Annotated in this window: 25 protein-coding genes and 1 pseudogene; 13 read left to right on the forward strand and 13 right to left on the reverse strand. The window is 71.2% G+C overall.

The annotated features are described in order from the left end of the window. On the reverse strand, window positions 1-1,295 hold a 1,295-nt coding region (gene tyrS / locus ACOZ90_RS02225; RefSeq protein WP_422892005.1), incomplete at its 3' end, for a tyrosine--tRNA ligase. Between the two features lie 178 nt (window positions 1,296-1,473). On the opposite strand from tyrS, the gene ACOZ90_RS02230 reads away from it, so the two are divergent. Together ACOZ90_RS02230 and ACOZ90_RS02235 are read left to right on the forward strand one after the other, a co-directional pair. Then, a complete protein-coding gene (locus ACOZ90_RS02230) occupies window positions 1,474-2,934 on the forward strand; it encodes a M23 family metallopeptidase (protein WP_422892006.1) in 1,461 nt (486 codons plus the stop codon). A gap of 66 nt (window positions 2,935-3,000) precedes the next feature. After that, entirely contained in the window at window positions 3,001-4,155 is a 1,155-nt protein-coding gene (locus tag ACOZ90_RS02235) for an anhydro-N-acetylmuramic acid kinase (RefSeq protein ID WP_422892007.1), read from the forward strand. 7 nt (window positions 4,156-4,162) lie between these two features. Here ACOZ90_RS02235 and ACOZ90_RS02240 read toward each other — a convergent pair whose 3' ends face one another. The 4 genes from ACOZ90_RS02240 to ACOZ90_RS02255 form a co-directional block, all read right to left on the reverse strand. Then, window positions 4,163-4,420: a hypothetical protein gene (locus tag ACOZ90_RS02240; protein WP_422892008.1), complete on the reverse strand. Its 258-nt coding sequence runs from the start codon at window positions 4,418-4,420 to the stop codon at window positions 4,163-4,165. Between the two features lie 82 nt (window positions 4,421-4,502). Further along, a complete protein-coding gene (locus ACOZ90_RS02245) occupies window positions 4,503-5,819 on the reverse strand; it encodes an AmpG family muropeptide MFS transporter (RefSeq protein ID WP_422892009.1) in 1,317 nt (438 codons plus the stop codon). Continuing rightward, entirely contained in the window at window positions 5,819-6,616 is a 798-nt protein-coding gene (locus tag ACOZ90_RS02250) for an exodeoxyribonuclease III (RefSeq protein ID WP_422892010.1), read from the reverse strand. The genes ACOZ90_RS02245 and ACOZ90_RS02250 overlap by 1 nt, the downstream gene beginning before the upstream one ends. Window positions 6,617-6,688: 72 nt before the next feature. Beyond that, entirely contained in the window at window positions 6,689-7,861 is a 1,173-nt protein-coding gene (locus tag ACOZ90_RS02255) for a cytochrome-c peroxidase (RefSeq protein ID WP_422892011.1), read from the reverse strand. A 221-nt stretch (window positions 7,862-8,082) separates the two neighbouring features. On the opposite strand from ACOZ90_RS02255, the gene pyrE reads away from it, so the two are divergent. The 3 genes from pyrE (at window position 8,083) to ACOZ90_RS02270 (ending at window position 11,119) form a co-directional block, all read left to right on the forward strand. After that, window positions 8,083-8,739 carry an orotate phosphoribosyltransferase gene (gene pyrE, locus ACOZ90_RS02260; protein WP_422892409.1) on the forward strand — a complete coding sequence of 219 codons (657 nt, stop codon included), beginning with the start codon at window positions 8,083-8,085 and terminating at the stop codon, window positions 8,737-8,739. A gap of 38 nt (window positions 8,740-8,777) precedes the next feature. After that, window positions 8,778-9,416 (forward strand): hypothetical protein, encoded by a 639-nt coding sequence (locus ACOZ90_RS02265; RefSeq protein ID WP_422892012.1) that lies wholly within the window; start codon window positions 8,778-8,780, stop codon window positions 9,414-9,416. 101 nt (window positions 9,417-9,517) lie between these two features. Next, complete coding sequence (locus tag ACOZ90_RS02270) at window positions 9,518-11,119, forward strand: mechanosensitive ion channel (protein WP_422892013.1); 1,602 nt, start codon at window positions 9,518-9,520, stop codon at window positions 11,117-11,119. A 60-nt stretch (window positions 11,120-11,179) separates the two neighbouring features. Here ACOZ90_RS02270 and ACOZ90_RS02275 read toward each other — a convergent pair whose 3' ends face one another. From ACOZ90_RS02275 to coaBC, 5 genes and pseudogenes are all read right to left on the reverse strand, one after another. After that, window positions 11,180-11,530: a zinc ribbon domain-containing protein YjdM gene (locus ACOZ90_RS02275; RefSeq protein ID WP_422892014.1), complete on the reverse strand. Its 351-nt coding sequence runs from the start codon at window positions 11,528-11,530 to the stop codon at window positions 11,180-11,182. Window positions 11,531-11,580: 50 nt separating this feature from the next. Continuing rightward, window positions 11,581-12,429 carry a DNA ligase gene (locus ACOZ90_RS02280; RefSeq protein WP_422892015.1) on the reverse strand — a complete coding sequence of 283 codons (849 nt, stop codon included), beginning with the start codon at window positions 12,427-12,429 and terminating at the stop codon, window positions 11,581-11,583. A 106-nt stretch (window positions 12,430-12,535) separates the two neighbouring features. Then, entirely contained in the window at window positions 12,536-14,842 is a 2,307-nt protein-coding gene (locus tag ACOZ90_RS02285; RefSeq protein WP_422892016.1) for a phosphomannomutase/phosphoglucomutase, read from the reverse strand. Window positions 14,843-14,859: 17 nt separating this feature from the next. Further along, window positions 14,860-15,318, reverse strand: a complete 459-nt coding sequence (gene dut, locus ACOZ90_RS02290) for a dUTP diphosphatase (protein ID WP_422892017.1) — start codon at window positions 15,316-15,318, stop codon at window positions 14,860-14,862. 13 nt (window positions 15,319-15,331) lie between these two features. Beyond that, window positions 15,332-16,530 (reverse strand): annotated as a pseudogene (gene coaBC, locus ACOZ90_RS02295) (bifunctional phosphopantothenoylcysteine decarboxylase/phosphopantothenate--cysteine ligase CoaBC). Window positions 16,531-16,741: 211 nt separating this feature from the next. Between coaBC and radC the strand changes: the two are divergent. The 7 genes from radC (at window position 16,742) to ACOZ90_RS02330 (ending at window position 22,508) form a co-directional block, all read left to right on the forward strand. Continuing rightward, entirely contained in the window at window positions 16,742-17,416 is a 675-nt protein-coding gene (gene radC / locus ACOZ90_RS02300) for a RadC family protein (RefSeq protein WP_422892018.1), read from the forward strand. A gap of 81 nt (window positions 17,417-17,497) precedes the next feature. Next, window positions 17,498-19,201 (forward strand): arginine--tRNA ligase, encoded by a 1,704-nt coding sequence (gene argS, locus ACOZ90_RS02305; protein WP_422892019.1) that lies wholly within the window; start codon window positions 17,498-17,500, stop codon window positions 19,199-19,201. 5 nt (window positions 19,202-19,206) lie between these two features. Continuing rightward, window positions 19,207-19,944 carry an SPOR domain-containing protein gene (locus ACOZ90_RS02310; RefSeq protein WP_422892020.1) on the forward strand — a complete coding sequence of 246 codons (738 nt, stop codon included), beginning with the start codon at window positions 19,207-19,209 and terminating at the stop codon, window positions 19,942-19,944. A gap of 29 nt (window positions 19,945-19,973) precedes the next feature. Further along, window positions 19,974-20,606 (forward strand): lysozyme inhibitor LprI family protein, encoded by a 633-nt coding sequence (locus tag ACOZ90_RS02315; RefSeq protein WP_422892021.1) that lies wholly within the window; start codon window positions 19,974-19,976, stop codon window positions 20,604-20,606. 52 nt (window positions 20,607-20,658) lie between these two features. Further along, a complete protein-coding gene (locus ACOZ90_RS02320) occupies window positions 20,659-21,411 on the forward strand; it encodes an SDR family NAD(P)-dependent oxidoreductase (protein ID WP_422892022.1) in 753 nt (250 codons plus the stop codon). 99 nt (window positions 21,412-21,510) lie between these two features. Beyond that, on the forward strand, window positions 21,511-21,864 hold the full coding sequence (locus ACOZ90_RS02325; RefSeq protein ID WP_422892023.1) for a type II toxin-antitoxin system prevent-host-death family antitoxin: 354 nt from the start codon (window positions 21,511-21,513) through the stop codon (window positions 21,862-21,864). 2 nt (window positions 21,865-21,866) lie between these two features. Further along, the gene (locus ACOZ90_RS02330; RefSeq protein WP_422892024.1) at window positions 21,867-22,508 is read left to right on the forward strand and encodes an ATPase; all 642 of its coding nucleotides are present in this window, start codon (window positions 21,867-21,869) and stop codon (window positions 22,506-22,508) included. A gap of 63 nt (window positions 22,509-22,571) precedes the next feature. Here ACOZ90_RS02330 and ACOZ90_RS02335 read toward each other — a convergent pair whose 3' ends face one another. Together ACOZ90_RS02335 and speA are read right to left on the reverse strand one after the other, a co-directional pair. Continuing rightward, window positions 22,572-22,976 carry a cupin domain-containing protein gene (locus ACOZ90_RS02335; RefSeq protein ID WP_422892025.1) on the reverse strand — a complete coding sequence of 135 codons (405 nt, stop codon included), beginning with the start codon at window positions 22,974-22,976 and terminating at the stop codon, window positions 22,572-22,574. 38 nt (window positions 22,977-23,014) lie between these two features. Beyond that, complete coding sequence (gene speA, locus ACOZ90_RS02340; RefSeq protein WP_422892026.1) at window positions 23,015-24,907, reverse strand: arginine decarboxylase; 1,893 nt, start codon at window positions 24,905-24,907, stop codon at window positions 23,015-23,017. 173 nt (window positions 24,908-25,080) lie between these two features. Here speA and speE point away from each other — a divergent pair, with 173 nt between their 5' ends. Further along, window positions 25,081-25,932 carry a polyamine aminopropyltransferase gene (gene speE / locus ACOZ90_RS02345; protein ID WP_422892027.1) on the forward strand — a complete coding sequence of 284 codons (852 nt, stop codon included), beginning with the start codon at window positions 25,081-25,083 and terminating at the stop codon, window positions 25,930-25,932. 13 nt (window positions 25,933-25,945) lie between these two features. On the opposite strand, the gene ACOZ90_RS02350 is transcribed toward speE, so the two are convergent. Beyond that, window positions 25,946-26,284 carry a P-II family nitrogen regulator gene (locus tag ACOZ90_RS02350; RefSeq protein ID WP_422892028.1) on the reverse strand — a complete coding sequence of 113 codons (339 nt, stop codon included), beginning with the start codon at window positions 26,282-26,284 and terminating at the stop codon, window positions 25,946-25,948. Window positions 26,285-26,342: the final 58 nt, after the last annotated feature.

The raw sequence follows: 26,342 nt of genomic DNA on the forward strand, positions 1-26,342 counted from the left end.
CCCCCCCCCCCCCCCCCCCCCCCCCCCCCCCCCCCCCCCCCCCCCCCCCCCCCCCCCCCCCCCCCCCCTCCCCATCCCCCCGCCACGAGCAGGACGCGGGCGAAGTTGCGCTTGCCGACCTGCAGGACGCCTTCGAAGCCGGGCTGCAGGACGAGGCTGGCATCCTCGACCACCGCGCCGTCCACCCGCACCGCGCGCTCCTTGAGCTTGCGGTTGGCCTCCGAATTGCTCGGGGTGATGCCGGCGGCGGTCAGCAGCGCGGCGATGCGCAGGCCTTCGGCCGGGATCGCGACTTCCTGCAGCGGCAGCAGCGAGGTGTCGCCCTGCCCGGTCACGGCCGCGTGCCAGCCGGCGATGGCGGTCTCGGCCGCGGCGGCGTCGTGGAAGCGGGTGGCCAGCTCGCGCGCCAGGCGCAGCTTCACTTCGCGCGGGTTGAGCGTGCCGGCGGCGACGTCGGCCTTGAGCCTGGCCGCCTCGTCGATCCCGATATCGAAGCTCAGCAGCTCGATCCAGTCCCACATCAGCTCGTCGCCGATCTTCATCGTCTTGTTGACGAAGTCGATGGCCGGGTCGGTGACGCCGATGTAGTTGCCCAGCGACTTGGACATCTTGTTGACCCCGTCCAGGCCCACCAGCAGCGGCATGGTCAGCACGATCTGCGGCTTCTGCCCGTGCTGCTCCTGCAGCGCGCGGCCCATGAGCAGGTTGAACTTCTGGTCGGTGCCGCCCAGCTCGACGTCGGCCTTGAGCGCGACCGAGTCGTAGCCCTGCACCAGCGGGTAGAGGAATTCATGAATGGCGATCGGCTGCTGGGCTCCGTAGCGCTTGGCGAAGTCGTCGCGCTCGAGCATCCGCGCCACGGTATGGCTGGACGCCAGCCGGATCATGTCGGCCGCGCCCATCTGCCCGAACCACTCCGAGTTGAACCGCACCTCGGTGCGCTCCGGATCGAGCACCTTGAACACCTGCGCCTTGTAGGTCTCGGCGTTGGCCAGCACCTCGTCGCGGGTCAGCGGCTTGCGGGTGGCGCTCTTGCCCGACGGGTCGCCGATCATGCCGGTGAAGTCGCCGATCAGGAACACCGCGGTATGCCCCAGATCCTGGAACTGCCGCATCTTGTTGAGCAGCACCGTATGGCCCAGGTGCAGGTCGGGCGCGGTGGGGTCGAAGCCGGCCTTGATCCGCAGCGGGCGGCCTTCGGCCAGGCGCGCGGCCAGCTCGTCGGTCTTGAGGATTTCGTCGGCGCCGCGGGCGATCAGGTCCAGGGCCTCGCGGGCGGTGTCGGCGTGGGTCACGGTGGGCGGTCCAGGGGCTGGGCGGCGACGTTGAAACGTGACCGCGGTCGAATGGGTTAATGCGATTCTAACGTTTGTGGCGGCGCGAAAATGCCTGATGGGTCAATCATTTGACGCGATCACCTCACGTCTTTATCGTACCTCGCTGACGAGTCCTTCACTCGAGCCCGGATCGAACATGACGTCCCAAGACCCCGCCTCCGCAACGGAGCGCAACCGTCTCGTCCGTCTCTCCAACCTCGACCACGTGGCCGCCGGCGAATCCCGGTCGGCGCAGGCGGCTGCCGCCGCGCCGCGCGGGTTCAACGGCCGCTGGACGCGCCGCCAGTGGGCGCAGGCCAGCCTGCTGGGAACCACCGCGGCGCTGGTGTGCGCGCTGGTGCCGGGCTTTTCCAGCGCGATGCAGGTGCACGACGGCCAGGCGCACATGTCGACCATGGCCCTGGTGCTGCCGCCGGCCCCGGTGCGCGAGGAGGCCGTGCCGGCCAGCCGCTGGGAGCTGGTGACGGTGGAATCGGGCCAGACCCTGGGCGAGATCTTCGCCAGCCAGGGCGTGTCCACCGCGGTGATGAACAGGATCCTGCAGACGCCTTCGGCCAGCACCACCCTGGCCCGGATCCGTCCGGGCACCGAGCTGGGCTTTGAAATCGACACCGCCGACGGCAGCCTGCTGGGCTTCCGCTTCGACCGCAGCCAGACCGAGCGCGTGGAGCTGGCCGTGGCCGGTGACACCATCACCGAGCAGGTGATCGAACGGCCGGTCGAGGTCCACACCTCGGTGGTCAGCGGCGAGATCCGCAACTCGCTGTTCGGCTCCGCCCGCCAGGCCGGCCTGTCGCACGGCGCGATCGCCACCCTGACCGACCGCATCTTCCAGTACGACATCGACTTCTCCCGCCAGATCCAGCCCGGCGACCGCTACAGCGTGCTCATCGAGGAGCTCTGGCGCGAAGGCGAGCGCGTGGGCAGCGGCGAAGTGGTGGCCGCCACCTTCACCACCGGCGGCAAGACCTTCACCGGCTTCCGCTTCGAGCACGAAGGCAAGGTCGAGTACTACAACGCCGAGGGGCGCCCGCTCAAGGGCAGCTTCATCCGCACGCCGATCCAGTTCGCGCGCCTGAGCTCGCGCTTTGGCAACCGCCGGCACCCGATCCTGGGCACGATGCGCCTGCACGCAGGGGTCGACTACGCCGCCCGCACCGGCACCCCGATCATGGCCGCCGGCGACGCACGGGTGCAGTTCCGCGGCAGCCAGCGCGGCTACGGCAACACCGTGATCCTCGACCACGGCCGCGGCCACACCACCCTGTACGCGCACATGTCGCGCTTCGGCAGCTTCCGCCAGGGCGACCGCGTGTCGCAGGGCCAGGTCATCGGCTACGTCGGCGCCACCGGCCTGGCCACCGGCCCGCACCTGCACTACGAATTCCGGGTCAACGGCAAGCACCGCGACCCGCTCAAGGTCACCATGCCGCCGCCCGAGCCGCTCAAGGGCGAGGCGCTGGCCCGGTTCAAGGCCGAGACCGCGCCGACCCTGGCCCGGATCCAGCAGTACGAGCAGCTGCACTACGCACGGGCGGCAGGCGCCGCGCCCGCGATCGCGTCGTCGGATCCGGTACCGGCCGCCGACCGCGGCTGAACCACCGCGCGTGCGGCGGGTGCCGGCGGCGGCTACAGTGCTGCTCCCGCAGCGCACGCCTTGGCCATGTCCTTTCCGATCCCCACCGAACGCCACCTCTACCTGGGCCTGATTTCCGGCACCAGCGCCGATGGCATCGACGCGGCGCTGGTGGATTTCACCCAGCCCGATCATCCCGGGCTGCTGTTCGGCCGCACCTATGAATGGCCGCGGGCGCTGCGCCAGCGCCTGGTCGAGCTGGGCCAGCACGACGCCACCCTGCTGCTGGACGAGATCGGCGAGCTGGATGCGCGGATCGGCCGCGCCTTCGCCGACGCGGCCGCCGCGGCGCTGGCCGAAAGCGGCACCCCGGCTTCGGCCGTGGCCGCCATCGGCACCCACGGGCAGACCCTGCGCCACCGCCCGCGCGGGCGCCGTGGCGACGGCGCCTTCCCCTACACCCTGCAGGTCGGCGACCCGAGCCTGCTGGCCGAACGCAGCGGGATCGCGGTGGTGGCCGACCTGCGCCGCCGCGACGTGGCCGCCGGCGGCCACGGGGCGCCCCTGCTGCCGGCGCTGCACGCGGCCCTGCTGGCCCGCGGGGACGAGGCGCGGGCGGTGCTCAACCTGGGCGGGATCGCCAACCTCACCCTGCTGCCGCGCGGCGCCCCGGCCGACCCGACGCTGGTACGCGGCTTCGACACCGGCCCCGCCAACGGCCTGATGGACGCCTGGTGCCTGCGCCACACCGGCGAGGATTTCGACCGCGGAGGCGCCCTGGCCGCCAGCGGCCGGGTCGACGAGGCGCTGCTGGCGCGGCTGATGGCCGAGCCCTGGTTCTCCCAGCTGCCCCCCAAGTCCACCGGCCGCGACCAGTTCCACCTGGGCTGGATCGATGCGCACCTGGGCGGCAGCGAGTCGGCGCAGGACGTGCAGGCCACGCTGCTGGCGCTGACGGTGCGCACGGTGACCGGCGCCCTGCTGCACGCGATGCCCGCCGTCGAACGGCTGGTCGTCTGCGGCGGCGGGGTGCACAACCAGGTGCTGATGGCGGCGCTGGCCGCGGCCCTGCCCGGCTGCACGGTCGAGTCCAGCGCCGCCCACGGCCTGGATCCGGACTTCGTGGAAGCCATGGGGTTCGCCTGGCTGGCGCGGCAGACCGCCCTGGGCCTGCCGGGCAACCTGGCTTCGGTCACCGGCGCCGCCGGCCCGCGCATCCTCGGCGGCATCTACCCCGCCTGATCCGCTCCTACCGGCTGACCGTGGCGCGGCCGATCAGGGCGAAGCCAGGGTCGTCGGGTACCTGGCTGAGCGCCTCCAGCGCGGCCTGCAGCACGTCGGCCTCGCCGCCTTCGAAGTGCAGCTCGCCGCTGCCCTCGTAGGCGTGCAGGCCCTTTTCGAGCAGGTGCATGAGCGTGGTCGACAGATCCCAGCCGCAGCGCTTGGCGATCCGCTCGATGCGATCGAGCAGGACGTCGTCGATATTCCTGAGCATGATTTCGGTCATCGGTGATCAACCCCCCCTGCCTGCTCCGCTAAGCTGCCACAACGCGCGGCGGGCGGACAAGACAGGGCAAACCCGGGGTTGTTCAGCCGGGTCCGGAGCCGGACGTCTCCGCAGTGTCGTTTTCACCGGCCAGTCGCACCCGCGGATACAGCCAGAAGAACAGGAACACCGCCGGCACCGCCACCGCCGCGGTGATGATGAAGTAGACCGCGTAGCCCTCGGTGACCTCCACGATCCAGCCCGAGAAGAACCCCAGCACCTTGCCCGGCAGCATGATCAGCGAGGAGAACAGCGCGTACTGGGTGGCGGTGTAGCGCTGGTTCACCAGCGCCGACATGTAGGCCACCGCGGTGGTGCCGAGGAATCCCTGGGCCAGGTTCTCGCCGGAGATCACCATCGTCAGGCGGGGAATGCTGCCGTCGGCGCCGATCAGGCTCAGGTACAGCAGGTTGCTGGCCGCGCCCAGCGCGATCGCCACCAGCAGCGGCCAGCGGATGCCCCAGCGCGCCACCGCGATGCCGCCGAGGAACGCGCCGGCGATGCCCACCCAGATGCCGTAGACCTTGGTCACCGCGGCAATCTCGGTCAGGGTGTAGCCCTGGTCGAGGTAGAACGGGCCGATGATGCCGCCCACCAGCGCCTGGTCGGAGATCTTCATCGACAGGATGAACACCAGGATCACCAGCGCCATGCCGATGCCGAAGCGGCGGAAGAAGTCCGCGAACGGCTCCACCACGCCCTCCTTCAGCCCTTCCACCCAGCCCTGCACCCGCACCCGGGTCACGTCCGGCTCGGCGGCGAACAGGCACACCACCACCGGGATCACCATGAACGCGGCCATGATCCGGTACACGTTGGCCCAGCTGGTCTGGTCGGCCAGCAGCAGCGCCACCGCGCCCGACACGATCAGGGCAATGCGGTAGCCCAGCGAATAGGTCGCCACCAGCGCGCCCTGCTGGGACGGCGGCGCGATCTCCACCCGGTAGGCGTCCACCGCGATGTCCAGGGTGGCACCGGAGAACGCCACCAGCAGGGTCAGCCAGACGAACAGCGCCAGCTGGCCCGGGGCGACCGCCGCCATCGCCAGCAGCCCCACGATCACCGCGCCCATCGCCAGCAGCAGCCAGCCGCGGCGCTGGCCGAAGCGGCCGAGCACGGGCAGCCGCCAGCGATCCACCAGCGGCGCCCACAGGAACTTGAACGAATACGCCATGCCGGCGCTGGCGATCATGGTGATCTCGCGCAGCTGGATGCCGCCCTCGCGCAGCCAGTAGGCCAGGGTGCCGGCCACCAGCAGGAACGGCAGCCCGGAGGCGAAGCCGAAGAAGAACATCGTCGCCGCCGACGGCTGCGCGAACGCCTTCCAGACCGAAGGCTTCGCGGCTTTTGTCGCGCCCATCAGGCGTAGTCCACCGTATAGGGCGCGTGGTCGGAGAACCGCGGCTCGCGCAGGATCGAACAGCCGCGCAGGCGCTCACGCAGCGACGGCGTCACCAGCTGGTAGTCGAGCCGCCAGCCGACGTTGTTGGCCCGGGCCTGGCCGCGGTTCGACCACCAGGTGTACTCGACCGCGTCGGGCCTGAGCGCGCGGAAGGTATCGACCCAGCCGGTCTCCGGCTGCGGCGAGCCGTCGCCGCAGGCGTCGGCGATCTGGCCGTTGAGCCAGGCCCGCTCGGGCGGCAGGCAGCCGGAGTTCTTCTGGTTCGACGTCCAGTTCTTGATGTCGTTGCGCGCGCGCACGATGTTCCAGTCCCCGCACAGCACGTAGTCGCGGCCGCTGGCCAGCCACTCGTCCAGGATCGGCCGCAGCCACTCCATCATTTCGAACTTGAAGCCCTGGCGGATCTCGCCCGAGGAGCCCGAGGGAATGTAGAACGAGACCACCGAGAGGTTGCCGAAGCGCGCCTCGATGTAGCGCCCCTCCTCGTCGAACGGCTCCCAGCCCAGGCCGGTGCGCAGCTCGTCGGGCTCGCGGCGGCTGTAGATCGCCACCCCGCTGTAGCCCTTCTTCGTGGTCGCGTCGCGGAAGGCGACGTGATAGCCGGGCGGGCGGAACTCCTCGCCGGCGAGCTGGTGTTCCTGGGCCTTGGTCTCCTGCACGCACAGGATGTCGGCATCCTGTTGGCCGAACCAGTCGAAAAACCCTTTTCTGGCCGCCGAACGGATGCCGTTGGCGTTGAAGCTGATGATGCGCATTGACTACCGGGAAAGGCGGACGGCGCGGCAAGGTTACCTCACCGCGCCCGCCCGCTCCCAGCCGCCACCCGGTTACCGCTCCGGGTGCGGCGTGTCGGCCGTGCTCGGCGGCAGGATCGGGTACTCCACCTCCGGCTGGCGCCCGGTCAGGGTGCGCAGGAAGGCGGCGATCTTGACCGCCTCGTCCTCGCTGATGTCGCGGCCAAGCTGCGAGGTGCCCATGATCGCCACCGCCTCCTCCAGGCTCCAGACCTGGCCGGAGTGGAAGTACGGCGCGGTCAGGGCCACGTTGCGCAGCGGCGAGGCGCGGAACACGTACTCGTCGGTGGCGGTGGCGGTGACCTCGAACCGGCCCTTGTCGCCCTCGGGCAGGATTTCCCCGCCCGGGCGCTCGAGCACGCCGAACGGGAAGTAGCTCTGGCCGCCGAAGTTGACGCCGTTGTGGCACGAAGCGCAGCCGGTTTCGAAGAACAGCTGCAGGCCCTCGACCTCGGTGGCGGTCATGGCGCTGTCGTCGCCTTCGATCCAGCGGTCGAACGGCGCATCGGGCGTGACCAGGGTGGTCTCGAACGCCTCCAGCGCGATGGTGACGTCATCGAAGGTGATGCCGCCCGACTCCGGGAACGCTTCGCCGAACAGCTCCACGTACTGCGGGATGCTCGACAGCGTCTGGACCACCAGCTCCGGAGTGCTGTTCATTTCCACGCTGGCCTGCACCGGGCCGCCGGCCTGCTCGGCCAGGTCGGAGGCGCGGCCGTCCCAGAACTGGGCGGCGTTGAACACGGCGTTGAACACGGTCGGCGAGTTGCGCGGGCCGCGCTGCCAGCCGTGGCCGATCGAGGCCGGCACGTTGTCGGCGCCGCCGGTGCCGATGCTGTGGCAGGTGTTGCAGGTGATGACGTGGCTGCGCGACAGGCGCGGCTCGAAGAACAGCATCCGGCCCAGCTCCACCCGCTCGGCGGTGACCGGGCGGCCGCTGACTTCGGTGGGCGCGTCGGGAATGCTGCCGAACAGGGACGCGGCGGTCTGGCGCAGGGTGCCGTCGGCACCGGCATCCGGCGCGGGCGCGCTGCCAGCCGAGCTGTCGGCCGGTGCCGGCGTCTGGACGGCCACGCCGCCGGCCGGCGTCTGCACCGCTGCGGGCGCGCTGTCGTCCTGCACCGGGCGGGTGTCGCCCGCGCTGTCACTGTCACCGGGCGCGCACGCCACGCCGCCCAGCGCAAGCGCGGCCACCGCGCCTGCCATCAAACCGGTTTTCCATCGCGTGCCCATTCCTTGCTCCCGCATGTCCTCGCGGCCCATGATCAAGTGCCGGGGCGGCGCAGGCATTGCGTACGATCAATGCGGCTCCCCGGGTCGCGGCCCAACCTTACCGCGCCAAAGTGAACGTTGTGCGCAGGCCGCGGCCGCCGCCGGTGCCGTACCATGCCCATCCCGCCCGCACGCGCAGCGCCGCGCCCGACTCGATGACCGACCACCGCACCCGCTTCCTGCAGCTCGCCCTGGAAGCCGAAGCGCTGCGCTTCGGCGAATTCGTGCTCAAGTCCGGGCGCACCAGCCCGTATTTCTTCAACGCCGGCCGGTTCGATTCCGGCGCCCGCCTGGCCGGCCTGGCGGCCTGCTACGCCGACGCGCTGGAAGAGGCGGGCACGCAGTTCGACCTGCTGTTCGGCCCGGCCTACAAGGGCATCCCTCTGGCCACCGCGCTGGCCTGCGAGCTGGCCCGCCGCGGCCGCGACCTGCCCGTGGCCTTCGACCGCAAGGAGGCCAAGGCCCACGGCGAGGGCGGCAGCCTGATCGGCGCGCCGATGGCCGGGCGCCGGGTGCTGGTGGTGGACGACGTGATCACCGCCGGTACCGCGGTGCGCCACGCGCTGGGGCTGATCACCGCGGCCGGCGGCACCGCGGCCGGAATCGTGATCGCGCTCGATCGCCAGGAGGTGGTGGATGCGTCCGCCACCCCGCGGCGCTCGGCCGCGCAGGCGGTGGCCGCGGACAACGCGATCCCGGTGGTCGCGGTGGCCGGTCTTGACGATCTGCTTGCGTTCACCTCCAAAAACGTGAAACTGTCGGAAGAGCAGGCCCGCCTGCGCGACTACCGCGGGCGTTACGGGGCCGGCTGAACGGGCGCATTCGACCGGCCGGGGGGACGGGGACGATGATGAAGACCATGGTCGGGATTGGCTGCATCGCGCTGCTGCTGGCGCCCGCGCTGGCATCGGCCCAGCGCGAGGGCGAGCGCCGCCTGTATTGCTGGGAGGAAGGCGGCCGCAAGATCTGCGGCGACGCCCTGCCCGCCTCGGCGGTGGACGCCGCGCGCACCGAGATCAGCGCCGCCACCGGCGCGGTTCGCGAGCGGGTCGGGCGCGCGCTGACCGACGAGGAGCGCGCCGAGGCCGAGGCCGAGGCCCGGCACGCTGCCGAACTGGCCGAAGCCGAAGCCGCCGCGCGCCGCCGCGACGTGGCGATGGTGGAGTCCTACGCCACCGAGGCCGACCTGGAGCGCGCTTACGACAACCGCATCATCCTCATCGACGAGTCGATCAAGACCTCGCGGATGGGCGTGGCCAACCTGCGCATGAGCCTGCTCACCCAGCTGCGCCAGGCGGCGGAAACCGAGCTGCACGAGAACGCGGTGGGCAAGCCGCTGCTCGAGAACATCACCCGCCAGCACGCCGACCTGATGCGCCAGCAGCAGATCCTGGAGCAGCAGCTGCGCGAGCGCGAGGAGCTGGACGCCAGCCTGCAGGAAGCGCGCGAACGCTACCGCAGCCTCACCGCCGGGCGCGGCGACGGCTGACACCGTTCGTTCACCCTCCGCCCACCCGGGCTGCGTTAAGACTGGGGCGCGGCGGGGCGCAAAGGGGGTTCCGCCATCCGTCACAGGAAGGAGGGAATCCGATGGATCCGAGCACATTCTCGAGCCAGCTTGAAACAAGCCTTGGCCAGTACCTGCCCATGGTGCTGGGCGCGATCGCCATCCTCGTCGTCGGTCTGCTCATCGCCCTGGCGGTGCGCGCGCTGATCCGCAACGGCCTGGGCCGGCTGCGACTGAACGAACGCATCAACAGCCAGGCCGGCGGGCCGGCGGTGAGCAAGCTCGACGTGGTGGCCATCGCGGCGTCGATCGGCTTCTGGTTCATCATCATCATCACCCTGATCGGGGTCTTCAGCGTGCTCCGCTTCGACGGCCTGTACGCGCCGTTCTCGGCGCTGGTGGCCGAGGTGATGCTGTACCTGCCGCGGATCGTGCTGGCCGGCATCCTGGCGCTGGTGGCGTGGCTGCTGGCCACGGTGCTGCGGGCCGGGATGAACCGGGTCATGGCTGCAGGACACTGGGACGAGAAGCTGTCCGACTCGGCCGGGGTCAAGCCGATTTCCTCGGTGCTGGGCAACGTCGTCTACTGGCTGGTGCTGCTGCTGTTCCTGCCGGCCATCGTCGGCGCGCTGCGCATCGACGGGCTGATGGCGCCGCTGACCACCATGACCAGCCAGTTCGCCGCGGCCCTGCCCAACATCTTCGCCGCGGTGGTGATCGGCGTGGTCGGCTGGCTGATCGCCAAGGTGCTGCGCGGGCTGGTGACCAACCTGCTCCAAGCCGCCGGCGTCGACCGCTTCAGCAACCGCGAGCACCTGACCGAAGGCGTCAGCCTGTCGAAGCTGGGCGGCACCGTGGTGTTCATCCTGGTGATCGTGCCGACCCTGATCGCGGCGCTGGATGCGCTGGCCATCCGGGCCATCTCCGATCCGGCCGGCAACATGCTGAACATGTTCCTGGCGGCGGTGCCCAACATCCTGGCGGCGGCGCTGATCCTGCTGCTGGCGTGGTTCGTGGGGCGGTTCGTGTCCGGCCTGATCACCCGGCTGCTGGCCAACCTGGGCTTTGACCGGGTGCCCGAGCGGCTGGGCATGGGCCACGTGTTCGAGCGTCCGGGGGCCGCCGCGCTGCCGGACACGCCGACGGGAACCGAGCCGGGCGGCGACGCCCCGGCGGCGCCCGGCCCCGGCCCGGCGGTCACCACGACGCAGCCTTCCGGCACCAGCCTGTCGGCCTTCGCCGGCCAGGTGGCGCTGTTCTTCATCATGCTGTTTGCCACCGTGGAAGCCGCGCACCGGCTCGGCTTCACCGGCGTGCGTGACCTGCTGGCCACCTTCATCGCCTTCGGCGGCGACGTGCTGCTTGGGGCGGCGATCCTGGTAATCGGCTACTGGCTGGCCGATCTGGCGGCGCGTGCGATCCAGCGCGCCAACCCGGACGGGCGCGCCGGCCTGGCGCGGATCGCGCGGGTTGCGATCCTGGGCCTGGTGCTGGCCATGGGCCTGCGCGCGATGGGCATCGCCGACGACATCGTCAACCTGGCCTTCGGCCTGGTGCTGGGCGCGGTGGCCGTGGCCACGGCCCTGGCCTTCGGCCTGGGCGGGCGCGAGGCCGCCGGCCGGGTCACCGACCGCTGGGCCCGCGAGTACCTGGAGCGCCGCGACCGCGACGGGCCCGGGGCGTAACGCTCCCCGCTCCGCGGTACAACACAGCGGCCCGCTTCGGCGGGCCGTTGCCGTTGCGGATCAGGCCTTGCGCACGAATTCGGACTTCAGGCCCATCGCGCCGATGCCGTCGACCTTGCAGTCGATGTCGTGGTCGCCATCGACCAGGCGGATGCCGCGTACCTTGGTGCCGGCCTTGACCACGGTGGAGGAGCCTTTCACCTTCAGATCCTTGATCACGATGACGCTGTCGCCGTCGGCCAGCGGGTTGCCGTTGGCGTCGCGCACCACGGCGGCCTCTGCGGCCGCGGCCGCTTCCGCCTGCGCCTCGCCGGGCGACCACTCATGGCCGCACTCGGGGCAGACCAGCAGGTTGCGGTCTTCGTAGGCGTAGCTGGAACCGCACTGCGGGCAGTCGGGAAGGGCGCTCATCATGGGCCTCGCATTCAGGAACGGCCCCCATTGTCCCATCCCGGGCGGATTCATTCCGGATCCGGCGGCGGCAGCGCGTGGCGCACCCGCAGGAAGCGCGGAAAGCGCGGCACCCCGTTGCCGGTCAGGCCGTTGAAGCGATAGGTGACGTGGGTGCCGACCGGCGGCGGGCTGGCGCGCAGCGCATCGGTCAATCCGCTGCCGATGCGAAAGCGCAGCCCGTCGGGCCGCTCCACCACCAGCGCGCCGGTCATGCCCGCGTACTTGCCGCGCCCGGGGGTATGCCCGACCACCCGCGCCTCGGCATCGTCGAACGGCTTGAGCTTGAGCACGTCGCCGCTGCGCCCGGCGCGGTAGCGGGCCTCGCGGTGGTGCAGCATCAGGCCCTCGCCGCCGGCATCGACCACCGCCCGCATCCGCGCATCCAGCTCCTCCCGGCCGGCCACCCGGCGCTGCTCCACCGTCCGCAGCCACGGCACGTTGGCAGCCGCCAGCAGCGCGCGCATTGCCGTCACGCGCCGGCCGAAGCCGCCCTCGTGCGCGGGCAGGTCGAACACCATGAAGCGCATCTCCCGCCAGCCGGGGTGGTCGCCGCCCGCGGTGCGGGCGATGCCGCTGGCCTCCTCGAAGCGCCCGCGTCCCAGCCACAGCTCGCCGTCCATCGGCACCCGCGGCCAGCCGGCGGTGAACCACTCCGGCGCCTGGATCCGGTGACCGTTGCGGGTCTGCAGCGCCTGGCCATCCCAGTGGCCGCGCACGCCGTCGAGCTTCTCGCTCACGAAGTAGTCGGCAACCTGGATCCCGTCCCGGTAATCGGTGGCCAGCATGAGCCGCGGCGGCGCCGCGAACGCCGGCGCGCACAGCACCAGCGCCAGCAGCAGGACAATGAACGTGCGCATGACCCGTCCCTGGGCAGTGGAAGACGGATCCAGCATCCTCCACGCACGATCCCGGAACCATCAGGCATCCACTGACCGGCGCGTAGGACTGCGCGCGCCCACCGGGTCAGAACGGCAGCTCAAGCTCCGGATCGATGGCGTGGATCTGCTCGCGGAACAGGGCCTGGATGCGCTCCAGCGCGGCCTGGTCGTCGGCGTCGAAGCGCAGCACCAGCACCGGGGTGGTGTTGGAGGCGCGCACCAGGCCCCAGCCGTCGTTCCAGTCCGCGCGCACGCCGTCGATGGTCGACAGGCGCGCGCCCTCCAGCTCGGCGCCGGCCTGGAAGCGTTCGACGAAGGCGTGAGGATTCTCGTCCGGCGCCGGCACCTTGATCTCCGGGGTGGCCACGCCGGTGGGCAGCGCGCTGAGGACTTCGGTGGGCGTCTCGTCGCGCGCGGCCAGGATCTCCAGCAGCCGGGCGGCGGCATAGATGCCGTCGTCGAAGCCGTACCAGCGCTCGGCGAAGAAGAAGTGGCCGCTCATCTCGCCGGCCAGCTCGGCCTCGACCTCGCGCATCTTGGCCTTGATCAGCGAGTGCCCGGTCTTCCACATCAGCGGGCTGCCGCCGTGGCGCAGGATGTGCCCGGGCAGGCGCCCGGTGCACTTGACGTCGTAGACGATCACCGCGCCCGGGTTGCGCTCGAGCACGTCGGCGGCGAACAGCATCAGCAGGCGGTCGGGGAAGATGTTCTCGCCGTCCTTGGTCACCACGCCCAGGCGGTCGCCGTCGCCGTCGAAGGCCAGGCCCAGGTCGGCGTCCAGCCGCTGCACCATGTTGATCAGGTCTTCCAGGTTCTCCGGCTCGCTGGGGTCGGGATGGTGGTTGGGGAACTCGCCGTCGATCTCGCAGTACAGCGGCACCACTTCGCAGCCGATCGCCTCCAGCACCCGCGGGCCGATCTCGCCGGCCACGCCGTTGCCGGCGTCCACCACCACCTTCAGCGCGCGCTCGGTCTGCACGTCGCCGGCGATGCGGTCGACGTAGTCCTCGCCGATGTCGCGCTCGCTCAGCCCACCCGGCGCATCTGCCCTGTACAGGCGATCCTCGGCGATGCGCGCGTGCAGGTCGGTGATGGCGTCGCCCGACAGGGTCTCGCCGCCGACCACGATCTTGAAGCCGTTGTAGTCGGGCGGGTTGTGGCTGCCGGTGACCGACACGCAGCAGCCGGTGCGCAGGTGGAAGGCGCCGAAGTACACCACCGGGGTGGGCGCCATGCCGATGTCGATCACGTTGCGGCCGGCCTTGCGCAGGCCCTCGGTGAGCCCGGCGACCATGTCCGGGCCGGACAGGCGGCCGTCGCGGCCGACGACGATGTCGGTCAGATCCTGCTCCTTCATCAGCGAGCCGATGGCCTGGCCGATGAGCTCGGCCACGCCGGTATCCAGCGACTTGCCGACCACGCCGCGGATGTCGTAGGCGCGGAAGATGCCCGCGTCGATCCTGACCGCCGGTGCCCTGGCCTCGGCCACCGCCGGCGCGGGCGTCTCCGGATCCGGCTCGGCTTCCAGCGCCTGGACGAGGGTGGGCGCCTGCTCCTCGACGGCGTCCTGCGTGCGCATCAGCCTGGGCAGCACCCGCCACACCACCCAGGCCGCGAACAGCAGGCCCAGGGCGACCATCAGCGGCGCCAGCCCGCGCAGGCCGAACGGCGCGCCCGGCGCGGCCGGGGCCGCGGCCACCACCCGCATGCCGGTGCCGGCAACCGGCATCGACATCCGCTCGGCCGCCTCCACGTACTCGGTGTTGCCGCGCTCGAGCAGGGTCACCCCGCCCTGGCGCAGGGCCAGGTACATGTCGGATTCGTCGATCGACGCCTGCTCAGTGGCCAGCGTGGCGCGCGACAGCGGCAGGCGCACGAACGCGGCGCCCACCAGCACGCCGTCCTCGCGCGCCGGCGCCGCCAGCGCCAGCCGCGGGGCGTCGTTCTCGCGGATCACCCATGCCACCGGCTTGTCCTCCACCAGCGCCGCCTCCAGCACCGCGGCGCGGCCGAAGCCGCTCTCGCCCAGCCCCGCGTACACGCTCTCCAGGCTCGGCCCGTAGACCGCCAGCTCCTCCAGGTTCGGCCAGTCAGCGGCCATCGCCGCCGAAGCAGCTTCCAGTTCGCCGGCGGCCAGCGCGGTGCGCACCGCGGGGGCGGCCAGCCGCTCGGTGAGCCGTTCGATCTCGGTACCGACGCTGTGCGCGGTGGCCTGGGCGACGCCGTCGCGGGCCTGCTCCAGCGCGCCGCGGCGGCTTTCGTCCTGCAGCTGCTGCCAGCCGCTCCAGGCCAGCCACAGCGCCAGCAATGCCAGCGCCAGCGCCAACAGCGGCATTGCCGGCCGCAGCTGCGCCAGCAGCTGGCGCGTCCTGTCTGTCTGCTTCTCGTTCATGTCCTTGTCCCCCCCGGTCAGCGGCGTCCGGTATGGCCGAATCCTCCGGCCCCACGCGCGCTCTCGGCGAAAGTATCCACTACTTCAAGGCGGGCACGCACGATCGGCAGCAACACCAGCTGCGCGATGCGCTCGCCCGGCTCGATGACGTAGGCCTGCCTGCCGCGGTTCCAGGCGCTGATCATCAGCGGCCCCTGGTAGTCGGCGTCGATCAGCCCGGTACCGTTGCCCAGCACGATGCCGTGCTTGTGGCCCAGCCCCGAGCGCGGCAGCACCACCGCGCACAGGCCCGGCTCGGCGACGTGGATCGCAAGCCCCGACGGGATCAGCGCCGCGTCGCCGGGCTGCAGCGCCAGCGGCTCGTCCAGCGCGGCGCGCAGGTCGAGGCCGGCGCTGGCCTCGGTGGCGTAGGCGGGCAGCGGCCATTCATCGGAATAGCGCGGATCAAGCGTCCTGACCTGCAGGGTGTGGTGCATGCCGGTGGGTGTCCTATGCGAGGCGTTGGGCGGCCAGGTCGAGCAGTTCGCCCGCCAGCCGGGTCTTGGGGCCGGGGCCGAGTTCGCTTGCGCCGCCGGGCCAGTACACCGACAGCGCGTTGTCGTCGCTCTCGAAGCCGCTGCCTTCCACGCCCACCCGGTTGGCGGCGATCATGTCCAGGCGCTTGGCTTCCAGCTTGCCGCGGGCGTGGCGCGCCACGTCGGTGGTCTCGGCGGCAAAGCCCACCACCAGCCGCGGGCGCAGCGCGTGCGCGGCCACTTCGGCCAGGATGTCGGCGGTGGGCACCAGCTCGATGGCCATGGTGCCGGCGCCCTTCTTGATCTTCTGCGCTGCGGTGGTGGCCGGGGTGTAGTCGGCAACGGCGGCGGCGGAGACGTAGACGTCCGCCGGCAGCGCGGCCAGCACCGCTTCGCGCATCTGCGCGGCCGAGCGCACGTCGATGCGCTCCACGCCCGCCGGTGTTTCCAGCGACACCGGGCCGGCCACCAGGATCACCTGCGCGCCGCGGGCGGCGGCCGCGGCGGCCACCGCGAAGCCCATCTTGCCGCTGCTGCGGTTGCCGATGAACCGCACCGGGTCGATGTCTTCATAGGTGGGGCCGGCGCTGACCAGCACCCGCTTGCCCGACAGCGCGCTGCTCACTTGCCCAACGCCGCAAGGATCGCCATCGGCTCCACCAGCCGGCCCGGGCCGGATTCCCCCTCGGCCAGCGGGCCGTCATCCGGGCCCACCACCTGTACTCCGCGCTCCTGCAGCAGCGCCACGTTGGCGCGGGTGGCGGCGTGGCGCCACATGCGGTGGTTCATGGCCGGGGCGATGGTCAGCGGCGCTTCGCTGGCCAGGCACAGGGTGGTGACCAGGTCGTTGGCGAAGCCGTGGGCCAGGCGCGCGATCAGGTTGGCGGTGGCCGGGGCGACCACGATGCGGTCGGCCCAGCCGGCCAGTTCAAGATGACCCATCGAGGCTTCGGCCTGGGCATCCCACAGCGAGGTGCGCACCGCTTCGGCGGACAGGGCCTGGAAGCTGGTGGGGCTGACGAAGCGCTGCGCGCTGTCGGTCATCGCCACCCGCACCGCGGCGCCGGCATCGCGCAGGCGGCGCACCAGCTCGCAGGCCTTGTAGGCGGCGATGCCGCCGCCCACGCACACCAGGACGCGCTTGTCGTGCAGGTTGGCGGCCGGCTGCTGCATCGGGTCGGAATACTCCTACGGCGGATCCGCGTGACAGCTTACCCGAAGCAGCGGACTTGCCCGGCTGCGCCGGCCCGGCCGGATCGGCGTCAATGGAGGCCGACGGAGCGGCGGCCGTCCGCCTCCAGCGGCCACGGTTCTCCCCTGACCTCACCGGCCTGGCCACCGGGCGGCCGCCCTTCGTCACTCCTCACTGCAAAGGACTGCAAGCGTGCGCATCCGTGACTGGCCCAGCGGCGAACGCCCCCGCGAAAAGCTCCTGGCCCGCGGCCCGGCGGTGCTCTCGGACGCCGAGCTGCTGGCGATCTTCCTGGGTTCGGGCACCCGCGGCCTGGACGCGGTGGCCAGCGCGCGCCGGCTGCTGGCCGAACACGGCCCGCTGCGCGCCCTGCTCGAACTGGGCCCGGCCGACATGGCCAGGCTGCCCGGGCTGGGCCCGGCGCGGGCCTCGCGGCTGGCCTCGGCGCTGGAGCTGTGCGACCGCTACCTGGCGGCGGGGCTGGAGCGCGGCGAGGCGCTGACCGATCCCAAGGCCGCCGGGATGTACTTCGCCCAGCGCCTGCGCAGCCATCCGCACGAGGTGTTCGCGGCGCTGTTCCTGGACACGCGGCACCGGGCGCTGGCGTTCGAGGAGCTGTTCCGCGGCACCATCGACGGCGCCGAGGTGCACCCGCGCGAGGTGGTGCGGCGGGCGCTGGCGCACAATGCGGCGGCGCTGATCGTGGGCCACAACCACCCCAGCGGCTGCCCGGAGCCCTCGGCCGCCGACCGCGCGGTCACCGCCCAGCTCAAGCAGGCGCTGGCGCTGGTGGACGTGCGCCTGCTGGATCATTTCGTGGTCGGCGACGGCGCGCCGGTGTCGCTGGCGATGCGCGGCTGGGTCTGAGCGGCCGCGCGCGCAGCCCGGGCCACGGCCCGCACGGGGCCTCGGATACAATGTGCGCGCCCCCCGGGATCCAAGATATTCGTGAAAACCAACCTGCGCGGCCTGGTCATCCAGGCCATCCACAGCCTGCGCGACGCGGGCACCCTGCCTGCCGACGCCGCCGTTCCCGATTTCGTGATCGAGCGCCCGCGCGACCGCGGCCACGGCGACTTTTCCACCAACGCGGCGATGCTGCTGGTCAAGGCGGCCAGCCAGGCCGGCGGGCGCACCAATCCGCGCGCGCTGGCGCAGGCACTGGTGGACGCGCTGCCGGCCAGCGACCTGGTCGCCGGCACCGAAATCGCGGGCCCCGGGTTCATCAACTTCCGCCTCACCGCCGGCGCCTGGCAGGAGCAGCTGCGGCTGGTGCATGCCCAAGGCGACGCCTACGGCCGCAACGACGGCGGCCAGGGCCGCGTGGCGGGCGTGGAGTACGTGTCCGCCAACCCCACCGGCCCGCTGCACGTCGGCCACGGCCGGGCGGGTGTGATCGGCGACTGCATCGCCCGCGTGCTGGCCGCCAACGGCTGGGACGTGAAGCGCGAGTTCTACTACAACGACGCCGGGGTGCAGATCGAGAACCTGGCCCGCTCGGTGCAGGCGCGCGCGCAGGGGCTCGCCCCCGATGACGCCGGCTGGCCGGAAGACGGCTACCGCGGCGACTACATCGCCGACGTCGCCCAGGCGTTCCTGAACAAGGCGACCGTGGAGGTCGAAGGCCAGGCGGTGGCCGCCGGCGGCGACGCGGGCGACATCGACGACATCCGCCGCTTCGCGGTGGCTTACCTGCGCAACGAGCAGAACCAGGACCTGGCCGCGTTCGGCGTGGCGTTCGACGTGTATTTCCTCGAGTCTTCCCTGTACGCCGACGGCAAGGTCGAGCAGACCGTGCGCAGGCTGGTGGAGGCGGGCCATGCCTATGAGGAAGGCGGCGCGCTGTGGCTGCGCACCACCGACTTCGGCGACGACAAGGACCGGGTGATGCGCAAGTCCGACGGCACGTACACGTATTTCGTGCCGGACGTGGCCTATCACCTGTCCAAGTGGGAACGCGGCTACGAGCGGGCGATCACCGAGCTGGGCGCCGACCACCACGGCTCGCTGGCGCGGGTGAAGGCCGGCCTGCAGGCGCTGGATGCGGGCATTCCGCAGGGCTATCCGGAATACGTGCTGCACCAGATGGTGACGGTGATGCGCGGCGGCGAGGAGGTGAAGCTGTCCAAGCGCGCCGGCAGCTACCTGACCCTGCGCGATCTGATCGAGGAAGCCGGGCGCGATGCGACGCGCTGGTTCCTGGTGGCGCGCAAGCCGGATTCGCAGCTGGTGTTCGACATCGACCTGGCGCGCAGCCAGTCGCTGGACAACCCGGTCTACTACGTCCAGCTCTCGCACGCGCGCATCTGCGGGCTGCTGCGCCAGCTGGAGGAACGCGGCATGGCGTTCGACCTGGACGACGGGCTGGCGCAGGAGCAGGACGTGGACAACGCCGCCGCACGCGAGCTGCTGGACGCGATCTCGCGCTGGCCGGAAACGGTGCAGGCGGCGGGCGAGCAGCTTGAACCGCACCTGGTCACCACTTACCTGCTGGAACTGGCACAGTCGTTCCAGACGTATTACAACGATCACCAGTTCCTGGTTGACGACGCCCGCGTGCGCAATGCGCGGCTGGCGATGGCCCTGGCCACCCGCCAGGTGCTGGCCAACGGGCTGGAGCTTGTGGGCGTGGCCGCCCCGGAGAGGATGTAGTCCAGATGGCAGTGAAGAAAGGCAGGTCGCAGGCGCGACGCAGCGGCGGCAACAGCGGCGGGCTTCCCGGCTGGGCGTGGATGGTGCTGGGCATCGTGATCACCCTGCTGGTGGTGCTGGCCGCGCCGCGGCTGCTCAAGTCCGACGGCGACGACGGCTTCTACCGCCCGCGCGCCAACCCCGACGCCACCCCGGCGGCGGCCACCGGCGCCGCCGACGAGGACGCGGCCCTGCCGGCCCCCGTTGCCCCGGCCGAAACCGCCTCCAGCGATCCCGACTACGACTTCTACACCCTGCTGCCGGGCCAGGAAGTGCCGATGACCGACGCCGAGCTGGAGGCCAGCGCCCAGGCCGAGCGGGAGCGCGAGCGGCGCCAGGCGCAGCAGCGCGAACAGGATGCGGCGCAGCTGGCCGAGCCGGAAGCACCACTGCCCTCGCCCACCCCGACGCCTGCCCAAAGCGCATCGCAGCCGGCAGCGACGGCCGCGGCCGCAGCCCCGGCCGACACCACCGCCCGCTACCTGCTGCAGGCCGGCTCGTTCAGCGCCTCGGGCGACGCCGAGGCGCTCAAGGCCCGGATCGCCCTGCTCGGCCTGGGCGCGCGGGTCGAGTCGGCCCAGGTGCAGGGCCGCACCGTGTACCGGGTGCGCATGGGCCCCTACGGCACCGCGTCGGAGCTGGCCGATGCCAAGGGCAAGCTCGAGGGCGGCGGCCTGGAAGCCCTTCCGATCAAGGTGCAGTAACCATTTTCCACGGCGAAGGAGCGCTGGACATGACCCCGAATTTCTTCCGCATGCTGCTGTGCCTGGGCCTGGTCGCAGCGGCGCCGGCCGCCGCAGCGGCCGGCCTGGACTGCGAGGCGCCCGGCAACTGGGCGCAGAAGACCGTATGCCAGAGCCGCGCGCTGGGCCAGACCCAGGCGCAGCTGGAAGCGCTGGCTGCCGACGCCCGCGCTCGCAGCCAGGATCCGGACGCATTCGACGGCGAACAGGCGGCCTGGGCGGCCGAGCGCCGCGACGCCTGCACCACCGTGCGCTGCCTGCAGACCAGCTACCGCAGCCGCATGGACGAGCTGCGCCTGCAGATCGCCGGCGGGCGGCCGCCGCTGCTCACGCCCGGCACCTACCACCGTCACGGCGGTGGCGGCGACGGCGACGGGCCGGTGGCGGCGCTGTGGATCGAAGTGACCGGCCACGACCGCTACCGCCTGCGCGTGCTGTCCAGCGAAGACGGCGCGCGGCCGGTGGAAGGCGAGTTCACCGAGCGCGTGGGCAGCGCCCGCTTCACCGCCCCCGGCTGCGCGTTCGACCTGGCCTTCGCGCCGGACGTGATCTCGCTGTCCGGCACCGCCGGCGAACTGTGCGACGCGGCCCTTGAAGGCAGCTACGTCCTGACAGCGCCGTAGGCGGGGCCGCGCGCCGGGCCGCCCGCAGCGGGCGAACCGCTAGACTGGGTGGATGGACAAAACCATCCTGATCACCGGCGCCACCGCCGGATTCGGCGCCGCCGCCGTCGCCCGCTTCCTCGACTCCGGCTGGCGGGTGATCGCCACCGGCCGCCGCGCCGAGCGCCTGCAGGCACTGGTCGATCGGCACGGCGGCGAACGCCTGCACACCGCCGCCTTCGACATCCGCGACGCGGACGCCATGGCCGCGGCGCTGGAGGCCCTCCCCGCCCCGTTCCGCGGCATCGACGTGCTGGTCAACAACGCCGGCCTGGCGCTGGGCACCGCGCCCGCCCAGCGCGCGGATCTGGCCCAGTGGCGGCAGATGATCGACACCAACGTGACCGCCCTGGCCACGCTCACCCACGCCTTGCTGCCGGCGCTCATCGAGCGGCGCGGGGCGGTCATCAACATCAGCTCGATCGCCGGCGTGCATCCCTACCCGGGCGGCAACGTCTACGGCGGCACCAAGGCCTTTGTCAGCCAGTTCTCGCTGGGCCTGCGCTCCGACCTGCACGGCACCGGCGTGCGGGTGACCAGCATCGAGCCGGGCATGGCCGAAACCGAGTTCACCCTGGTGCGCACCGGCGGCGACCAGGCCGCCTCGGACACCCTGTACGCGGGCGCCCGGCCGATGACCGCCGCCGACATCGCCGACGTCATCCACTACGTGGCCACCCTGCCCCCGCACCTGAACATCAACCGGCTGGAGATCATGCCGGTGAGCCAGTCGTTCGCGGGGTTCCAGGTGCACCGGGAAGGATGAGGCCCGCGGCGCAGGGGTCTGGCCGCGGCCCTGATGGCCCATTAAGGCAATAATGGCAAAAAAGGGTATATTGGCCTTTCCCAATGCGGAGAGTCCGCCATGTCCGCCACACTTCCCTACCCCCCCCTCGACGAACTGCCCCGCACCCCGGCCTCGGACGTCAAGAAGCTGGGCTGGCGCGGAGTGATGGACGCAGTGCGCCGCGAGGGCAAGGTGGTGGTGACCAACCACGACCGGCCCGAGGCGGTGATCCTGCCGGCGGAGGAGTACGACCGCCTGCTGGGGCTGCTGCGCGCCGCCGGCGAGAAGGATCGGGCCATGCTGGACGCCCTGCGGCGCAAGTACGACGAGCGCCTGGCCTGTCTGCAGGAACCGGGCGCGGGAGACAGGTTGGCGTCGATATTCGACCGGCCTCTTGACCTGGGCGGTCGTGTGATCGCTGGAAAAGGCTGACGGTGACCAGGCCCCGCCTCCTCGTCCTGGCGGGCGTCAACGGCGCCGGCAAGAGTTCGGTGGGCGGCGACACGCTGCGCCAGGCCGGGATGGCCTGGTTCAACCCGGACGACTACGCGCGCGACCTGCTCGACGCCTCCGGCTGCACCCAGACACAGGCCAATGCCCAGGCGTGGCAGGAAGGCATGCGCCGGCTGGAGGCAGCGATCACGGGCAGGCATGACCATGCCTTCGAAACCACCCTCGGCGGCAACACCATCCCCGCCAGGCTGCGCGAAGCCGCAGATACCCATGACCTCATGATCTGGTTCTGCGGACTGGACTCTCCAGAGCGCCACATCGCCCGCGTACGCCTGCGGGTGGCCGGCGGCGGCCATGACATCCCGGAGGCGAAGATCCGCGAACGTTGCGTCTCTTCCATCGCCAACCTGATCACCCTGCTGCCGCACCTGACCAGCCTGCAGGTGTACGACAACAGCACCGACGCCGCCCCCGGGACACCAGTCTCCAGCCCGCGCCTTCTGCTGCAGATGCACGCAGGCCGCATCGACTGGCCCACCGACGCGGACACGCTCGGGCACACGCCCGACTGGGCCAAGCCGATCATGGAAGCCGCGCTGACACAGGCCGGCGCACGCGGCTGAAGTCGCGGCGGCGCGTTGCGCGCCGCGTGCGACAGCCCTGATCAGGGTTCAGGAAAGGAACCGTTACTCGGTCGGCTTGCCGTCGTAGTGGTCGGCCTCGTGCTGCTTCTCGGCGATCTCGACAGTGGCGTGCACGGTGCCGTCGCGGTGCTCGGGCGGGCCGTAGAGGGTGTAGATCTTGAGCGGCTCGTCACCGGCGTTGATGACGTTGTGCTCGGCGCCGGCCGGGACGATGGCGATGTCGTCATCCTCCAGGAAGTGCTCGGCGCCGTCGATCACCAGCTTCGCCCTGCCCTGCTCGACGCGGAAGAACTGGTCGATGTCCGGGTGCACCTCGGTGCCGATCTCCTCGCCCTTCTTCAGCGCCATCACCACCAGCTGCAGGTTGGGGCCGGTGTAGAGCACGCGGCGGAAGTCGTTGTTGTCGAGGGTGCGTTCCTCGATGTTGGCGAAATAGCCCTTTTTCATCACACGTCTCCTTCGGTAAAAAGAGGGGGCGCGGCGGATCACGCCAGCGGCGCATCATCCAGATAGGTGTAGCCGGTCAGGCCGGTTTCCAAGGCCTCGTTCAGGCGCGCGGCCTCCGTTTTCGACAGCTCCGCGGCGCCGACCTTGGCGCGGTAGATGCGGCGCAGGTCGTCCACCTTGTAGCCCACGTAGTCGAGCATGACGTCGGTGGTGTCGCCGCGGCGCTGCTGGGCGATGGCGTAGCCGCCTTCGTCGTCGAGCTTCACCTCGATCGCGTCGGTGTCGCCGAACAGGTTGTGGATATCGCCCAGGATCTCCTGGTAGGCGCCGACCAGGAAGAAGCCCAGCCGGTAGCGCTCGCCCGCGCGCAGTGCGTGCAGCGGCAGCGAGCTGTCCAGATCCTCGTTCTCCACGTAGGTGTCGATCTTCCCGTCCGAGTCGCAGGTGAGGTCGGCGATGGTGCCGCGGCGGGTGGGCGCCTCGTCCAGGCGCTCGATCGGCACGATCGGGAACACCTGGTCGATCGCCCACACGTCGGGCATCGACTCGAACACGCTGAAATTGACGAAGTACTTGTCCACCAGGCGCTCGTTGAGCTCGTCCAGCAGCGGGCGGTGGCTCTTTTCCCCGTAGGTCAGGCGCGCCTTCACCGCGTGGGCGATGGCGTAGAACAGGTCGTCGATGCGCGCGCGGTGCACCAGGTCGAGCTGGCCCAGCGCGTACAGGCCCAGGCCCTCGGCATGGTGGTGAACGGCCTCGTGGTAGAGCTCCACCGCCGGGCGCCCGTCGAGGCTGGCGTGGATCTCGCGCAGGTGGCGCACCACCGCGGGCTCGTCGTCGTGCGGGTCGGGCACGCGGCCCTCCGGCGCGGTTTCGACCTCCGACACGTTGGCCACCAGCACCGCGTGGTGGGCGGTCATCGCCCGGCCGCACTCGGTGACGATGCGCGGCTGGCGCAGGCCGGCCCCGGCGCACGCCTCGGACAGCGCGTGGACGATGGTCGAGGCGTACTGCGCCACCCCGTAGTTGACCGAGTTGTAGCTGCGCGAGCGGGTGCCCTCGTAGTCGATGCCCAGGCCGCCGCCGACGTCGACGTAGTCGATGTCCGCGCCCAGCCTGGACAGCTCGGCGAAGTAGCGGGTGGCCTCGCGCATGCCGCGGGCGATGTCGCGCACGTTGGAGATCTGCGAGCCCATGTGGAAGTGCAGCAGCTTGAGCGCGCTGCCCATGCCGCTGTCGCGCAGCGACTTCCACAGGTCGAGCAGCTGGCGCGGGTTGAGGCCGAACTTGGCCCCGTCGCCGCCCGAGTTCTGCCACTTGCCCGCGCCCAGGGTGGCCAGGCGCATGCGCACGCCCAGCACCGGCTCCACCCCCAGCGCCCTGGACTCCTCCATCACCAGGCGCAGTTCGGAGGGCTTCTCCACCACGATGAACACGTTCATGCCCAGCTTGCGCCCGATCAGCGCCAGGCGGATGTACTCGCGATCCTTGTAGCCGTTGCAGATGACCAGCCCGCCCGGGCGCGAGAGCGCCAGCACCGCCATCAGCTCCGGCTTGCTGCCCGCCTCCAGGCCGAAGCCCTCGCCCGCGTGCGCGGCCAGGGTACCGGCCACGCCGCGGTGCTGGTTGACCTTGATCGGGTAGACCGCGGTGTAGCCGCCCTCGTAGCCGGCGTCGGCCTGGGCCTGGGCGAAGGCGTCCTGCAGCGTGCGCAGGCGGTCGCCGAGGATGTCGGGAAAGCGCACCAGCAGCGGCAGGCTGGCGCCCGACTCCAGGGCGCGGTCGACCACCTCGGGCAGGGCCACCGCCGGGCCGCCGGGGCCGCGCGGATGCACCGTCATCCGGCCGCCGCCGTCGACGTCGAAATAGCCCGACGCCCAGTGCGGGATCGAGTAGGTCTTGCGGGCGCGGTCAATCGACCAGGCGGTCATGGCGAGGCCTCGAACAGGGGAATCTCCCATTGTAGATCCCGGCCCGCAGCGGATACCGGCCGCAGACCTGAATCGCATACGTTAGCGCCGCTGGACGCAACGGGGCGTCAAGAGCCAGGGCCGCGGGCAGGCCCTACAATGCGCGGTTTCCGCCGCGCTGCAGGATCCCCCGCATGAACGCCCCCACCTGGCTGTACGAGAACTTCGAGCCCAGCGGTTCGGCCATCGGCTACCGCGTCACCCGCAAGCTGGACGAGGTGCAGTCGCCGTTCCAGAAGATCGAGGTGTACGAATCGACCGACTGGGGCAACGTGATGCTCATCGACGGCGCGATGATGGTGACCACGCGCGACAACTTCCTCTACCACGAGATGATGTCGCACCCGGCGCTGTTCACCCATCCGGATCCGAAGCGCGTGGCCATCATCGGCGGCGGCGACTGCGGCACCCTGCGCGAGGTGCTGCGCCATCCGGGGGTGGAAAAGGCCGTGCAGTGCGACATCGACGAGCAGGTCACGCGCATGTCGGAGAAGCACTTCCCCGAGCTGTGCGAGTCCAACAACGATGCGCGCGCCGAGATCCTGTTCGACGACGGCATCGCGTACATGGCCAACTGCGCGCCCGGCAGCCTGGACGTGGTGATCGTGGACGCCACCGACCCGGTCGGCCCGGCCACCGGCCTGTTCAACCGCGCCTTCTTCGAGAGCTGCTTCCGGGCGCTGAAGGACGACGGCATCCTGGTGCAGCAGTCCGAGTCGCCGCTGGTGCTGCTGGATCTGATCCGGGACATCCGCGCCGAGATGGGCAAGGCCGGCTTCGACAGCTTCCAGACCCTGCCCTTCCCCCAGCCCTGCTACCCCAGCGGCTGGTGGAGCTGCACCCTGGCCCGCAAGGGCGGGCGCGGCTTCGGGTTCCGCGAGGACGACGCGGCGGGCAAGGCGTTCACGACGAAGTACTACAGCGCCGGCATCCACCGGGCGGCGCAGGTGCTGCCGCCGTTCGTGGCCGAAGCGCTGGGCGGCTGACGCCGCCCCGGGGTCAGAGCGCGTCCGCGTCCAGCTCGCCGGTGCGGATGCGCACGGCGCGCTCGAGCGGCTGCACGAATACCTTGCCGTCGCCGATCTTGCCGGTGTTGGCCGATTCCAGGATCGCCTCGACCACCGCGTCGACCTGGTCGTCGGTCACCGCCACCTCCAGCTTGAGCTTGGGCAGGAAGTCCACCACGTACTCGGCGCCGCGGTAGAGCTCGGTGTGGCCCTTCTGGCGACCGAACCCCTTGACCTCGGTGACGGTGATGCCGGTCACGCCGGCCTCGGCCAGCGCTTCGCGCACGTCGTCGAGCTTGAACGGCTTGATGATGGCCACGACCATCTTCATCACGCGGACTCCATCTGGGATGGGGGCAGGATACCCGCGCACGGCATGCGCGAACACG

The sequence above is a fragment of the Luteimonas dalianensis genome, from assembly GCF_049339425.1.
GTDB classification, from domain to species: Bacteria; Pseudomonadota; Gammaproteobacteria; order Xanthomonadales; family Xanthomonadaceae; genus Luteimonas; species Luteimonas dalianensis.

Bases quoted from the DNA above. Each gene is read 5' to 3' on its own strand.
- ACOZ90_RS02230 (WP_422892006.1), top strand. From the start codon at position 1,474: ATGACGTCCCAAGACCCCGCCTCCGCAACGGAGCGCAACCGTCTCGTC.
- ACOZ90_RS02235 (WP_422892007.1), top strand. From the start codon at position 3,001: ATGTCCTTTCCGATCCCCACCGAACGCCACCTCTACCTGGGCCTGATT.
- ACOZ90_RS02240 (WP_422892008.1), bottom strand. From the start codon at position 4,420: ATGACCGAAATCATGCTCAGGAATATCGACGACGTCCTGCTCGATCGC.
- ACOZ90_RS02245 (WP_422892009.1), bottom strand. From the start codon at position 5,819: ATGGGCGCGACAAAAGCCGCGAAGCCTTCGGTCTGGAAGGCGTTCGCG.
- ACOZ90_RS02250 (WP_422892010.1), bottom strand. From the start codon at position 6,616: ATGCGCATCATCAGCTTCAACGCCAACGGCATCCGTTCGGCGGCCAGA.
- ACOZ90_RS02255 (WP_422892011.1), bottom strand. From the start codon at position 7,861: ATGGCAGGCGCGGTGGCCGCGCTTGCGCTGGGCGGCGTGGCGTGCGCG.
- pyrE (WP_422892409.1), top strand. From the start codon at position 8,083: ATGACCGACCACCGCACCCGCTTCCTGCAGCTCGCCCTGGAAGCCGAA.
- ACOZ90_RS02265 (WP_422892012.1), top strand. From the start codon at position 8,778: ATGAAGACCATGGTCGGGATTGGCTGCATCGCGCTGCTGCTGGCGCCC.
- ACOZ90_RS02270 (WP_422892013.1), top strand. From the start codon at position 9,518: ATGGATCCGAGCACATTCTCGAGCCAGCTTGAAACAAGCCTTGGCCAG.
- ACOZ90_RS02275 (WP_422892014.1), bottom strand. From the start codon at position 11,530: ATGAGCGCCCTTCCCGACTGCCCGCAGTGCGGTTCCAGCTACGCCTAC.
- ACOZ90_RS02280 (WP_422892015.1), bottom strand. From the start codon at position 12,429: ATGCGCACGTTCATTGTCCTGCTGCTGGCGCTGGTGCTGTGCGCGCCG.
- ACOZ90_RS02285 (WP_422892016.1), bottom strand. From the start codon at position 14,842: ATGAACGAGAAGCAGACAGACAGGACGCGCCAGCTGCTGGCGCAGCTG.
- dut (WP_422892017.1), bottom strand. From the start codon at position 15,318: ATGCACCACACCCTGCAGGTCAGGACGCTTGATCCGCGCTATTCCGAT.
- ACOZ90_RS02310 (WP_422892020.1), top strand. From the start codon at position 19,207: ATGGCAGTGAAGAAAGGCAGGTCGCAGGCGCGACGCAGCGGCGGCAAC.
- ACOZ90_RS02315 (WP_422892021.1), top strand. From the start codon at position 19,974: ATGACCCCGAATTTCTTCCGCATGCTGCTGTGCCTGGGCCTGGTCGCA.
- ACOZ90_RS02320 (WP_422892022.1), top strand. From the start codon at position 20,659: ATGGACAAAACCATCCTGATCACCGGCGCCACCGCCGGATTCGGCGCC.
- ACOZ90_RS02325 (WP_422892023.1), top strand. From the start codon at position 21,511: ATGTCCGCCACACTTCCCTACCCCCCCCTCGACGAACTGCCCCGCACC.
- ACOZ90_RS02335 (WP_422892025.1), bottom strand. From the start codon at position 22,976: ATGAAAAAGGGCTATTTCGCCAACATCGAGGAACGCACCCTCGACAAC.
- speA (WP_422892026.1), bottom strand. From the start codon at position 24,907: ATGACCGCCTGGTCGATTGACCGCGCCCGCAAGACCTACTCGATCCCG.
- speE (WP_422892027.1), top strand. From the start codon at position 25,081: ATGAACGCCCCCACCTGGCTGTACGAGAACTTCGAGCCCAGCGGTTCG.
- ACOZ90_RS02350 (WP_422892028.1), bottom strand. From the start codon at position 26,284: ATGAAGATGGTCGTGGCCATCATCAAGCCGTTCAAGCTCGACGACGTG.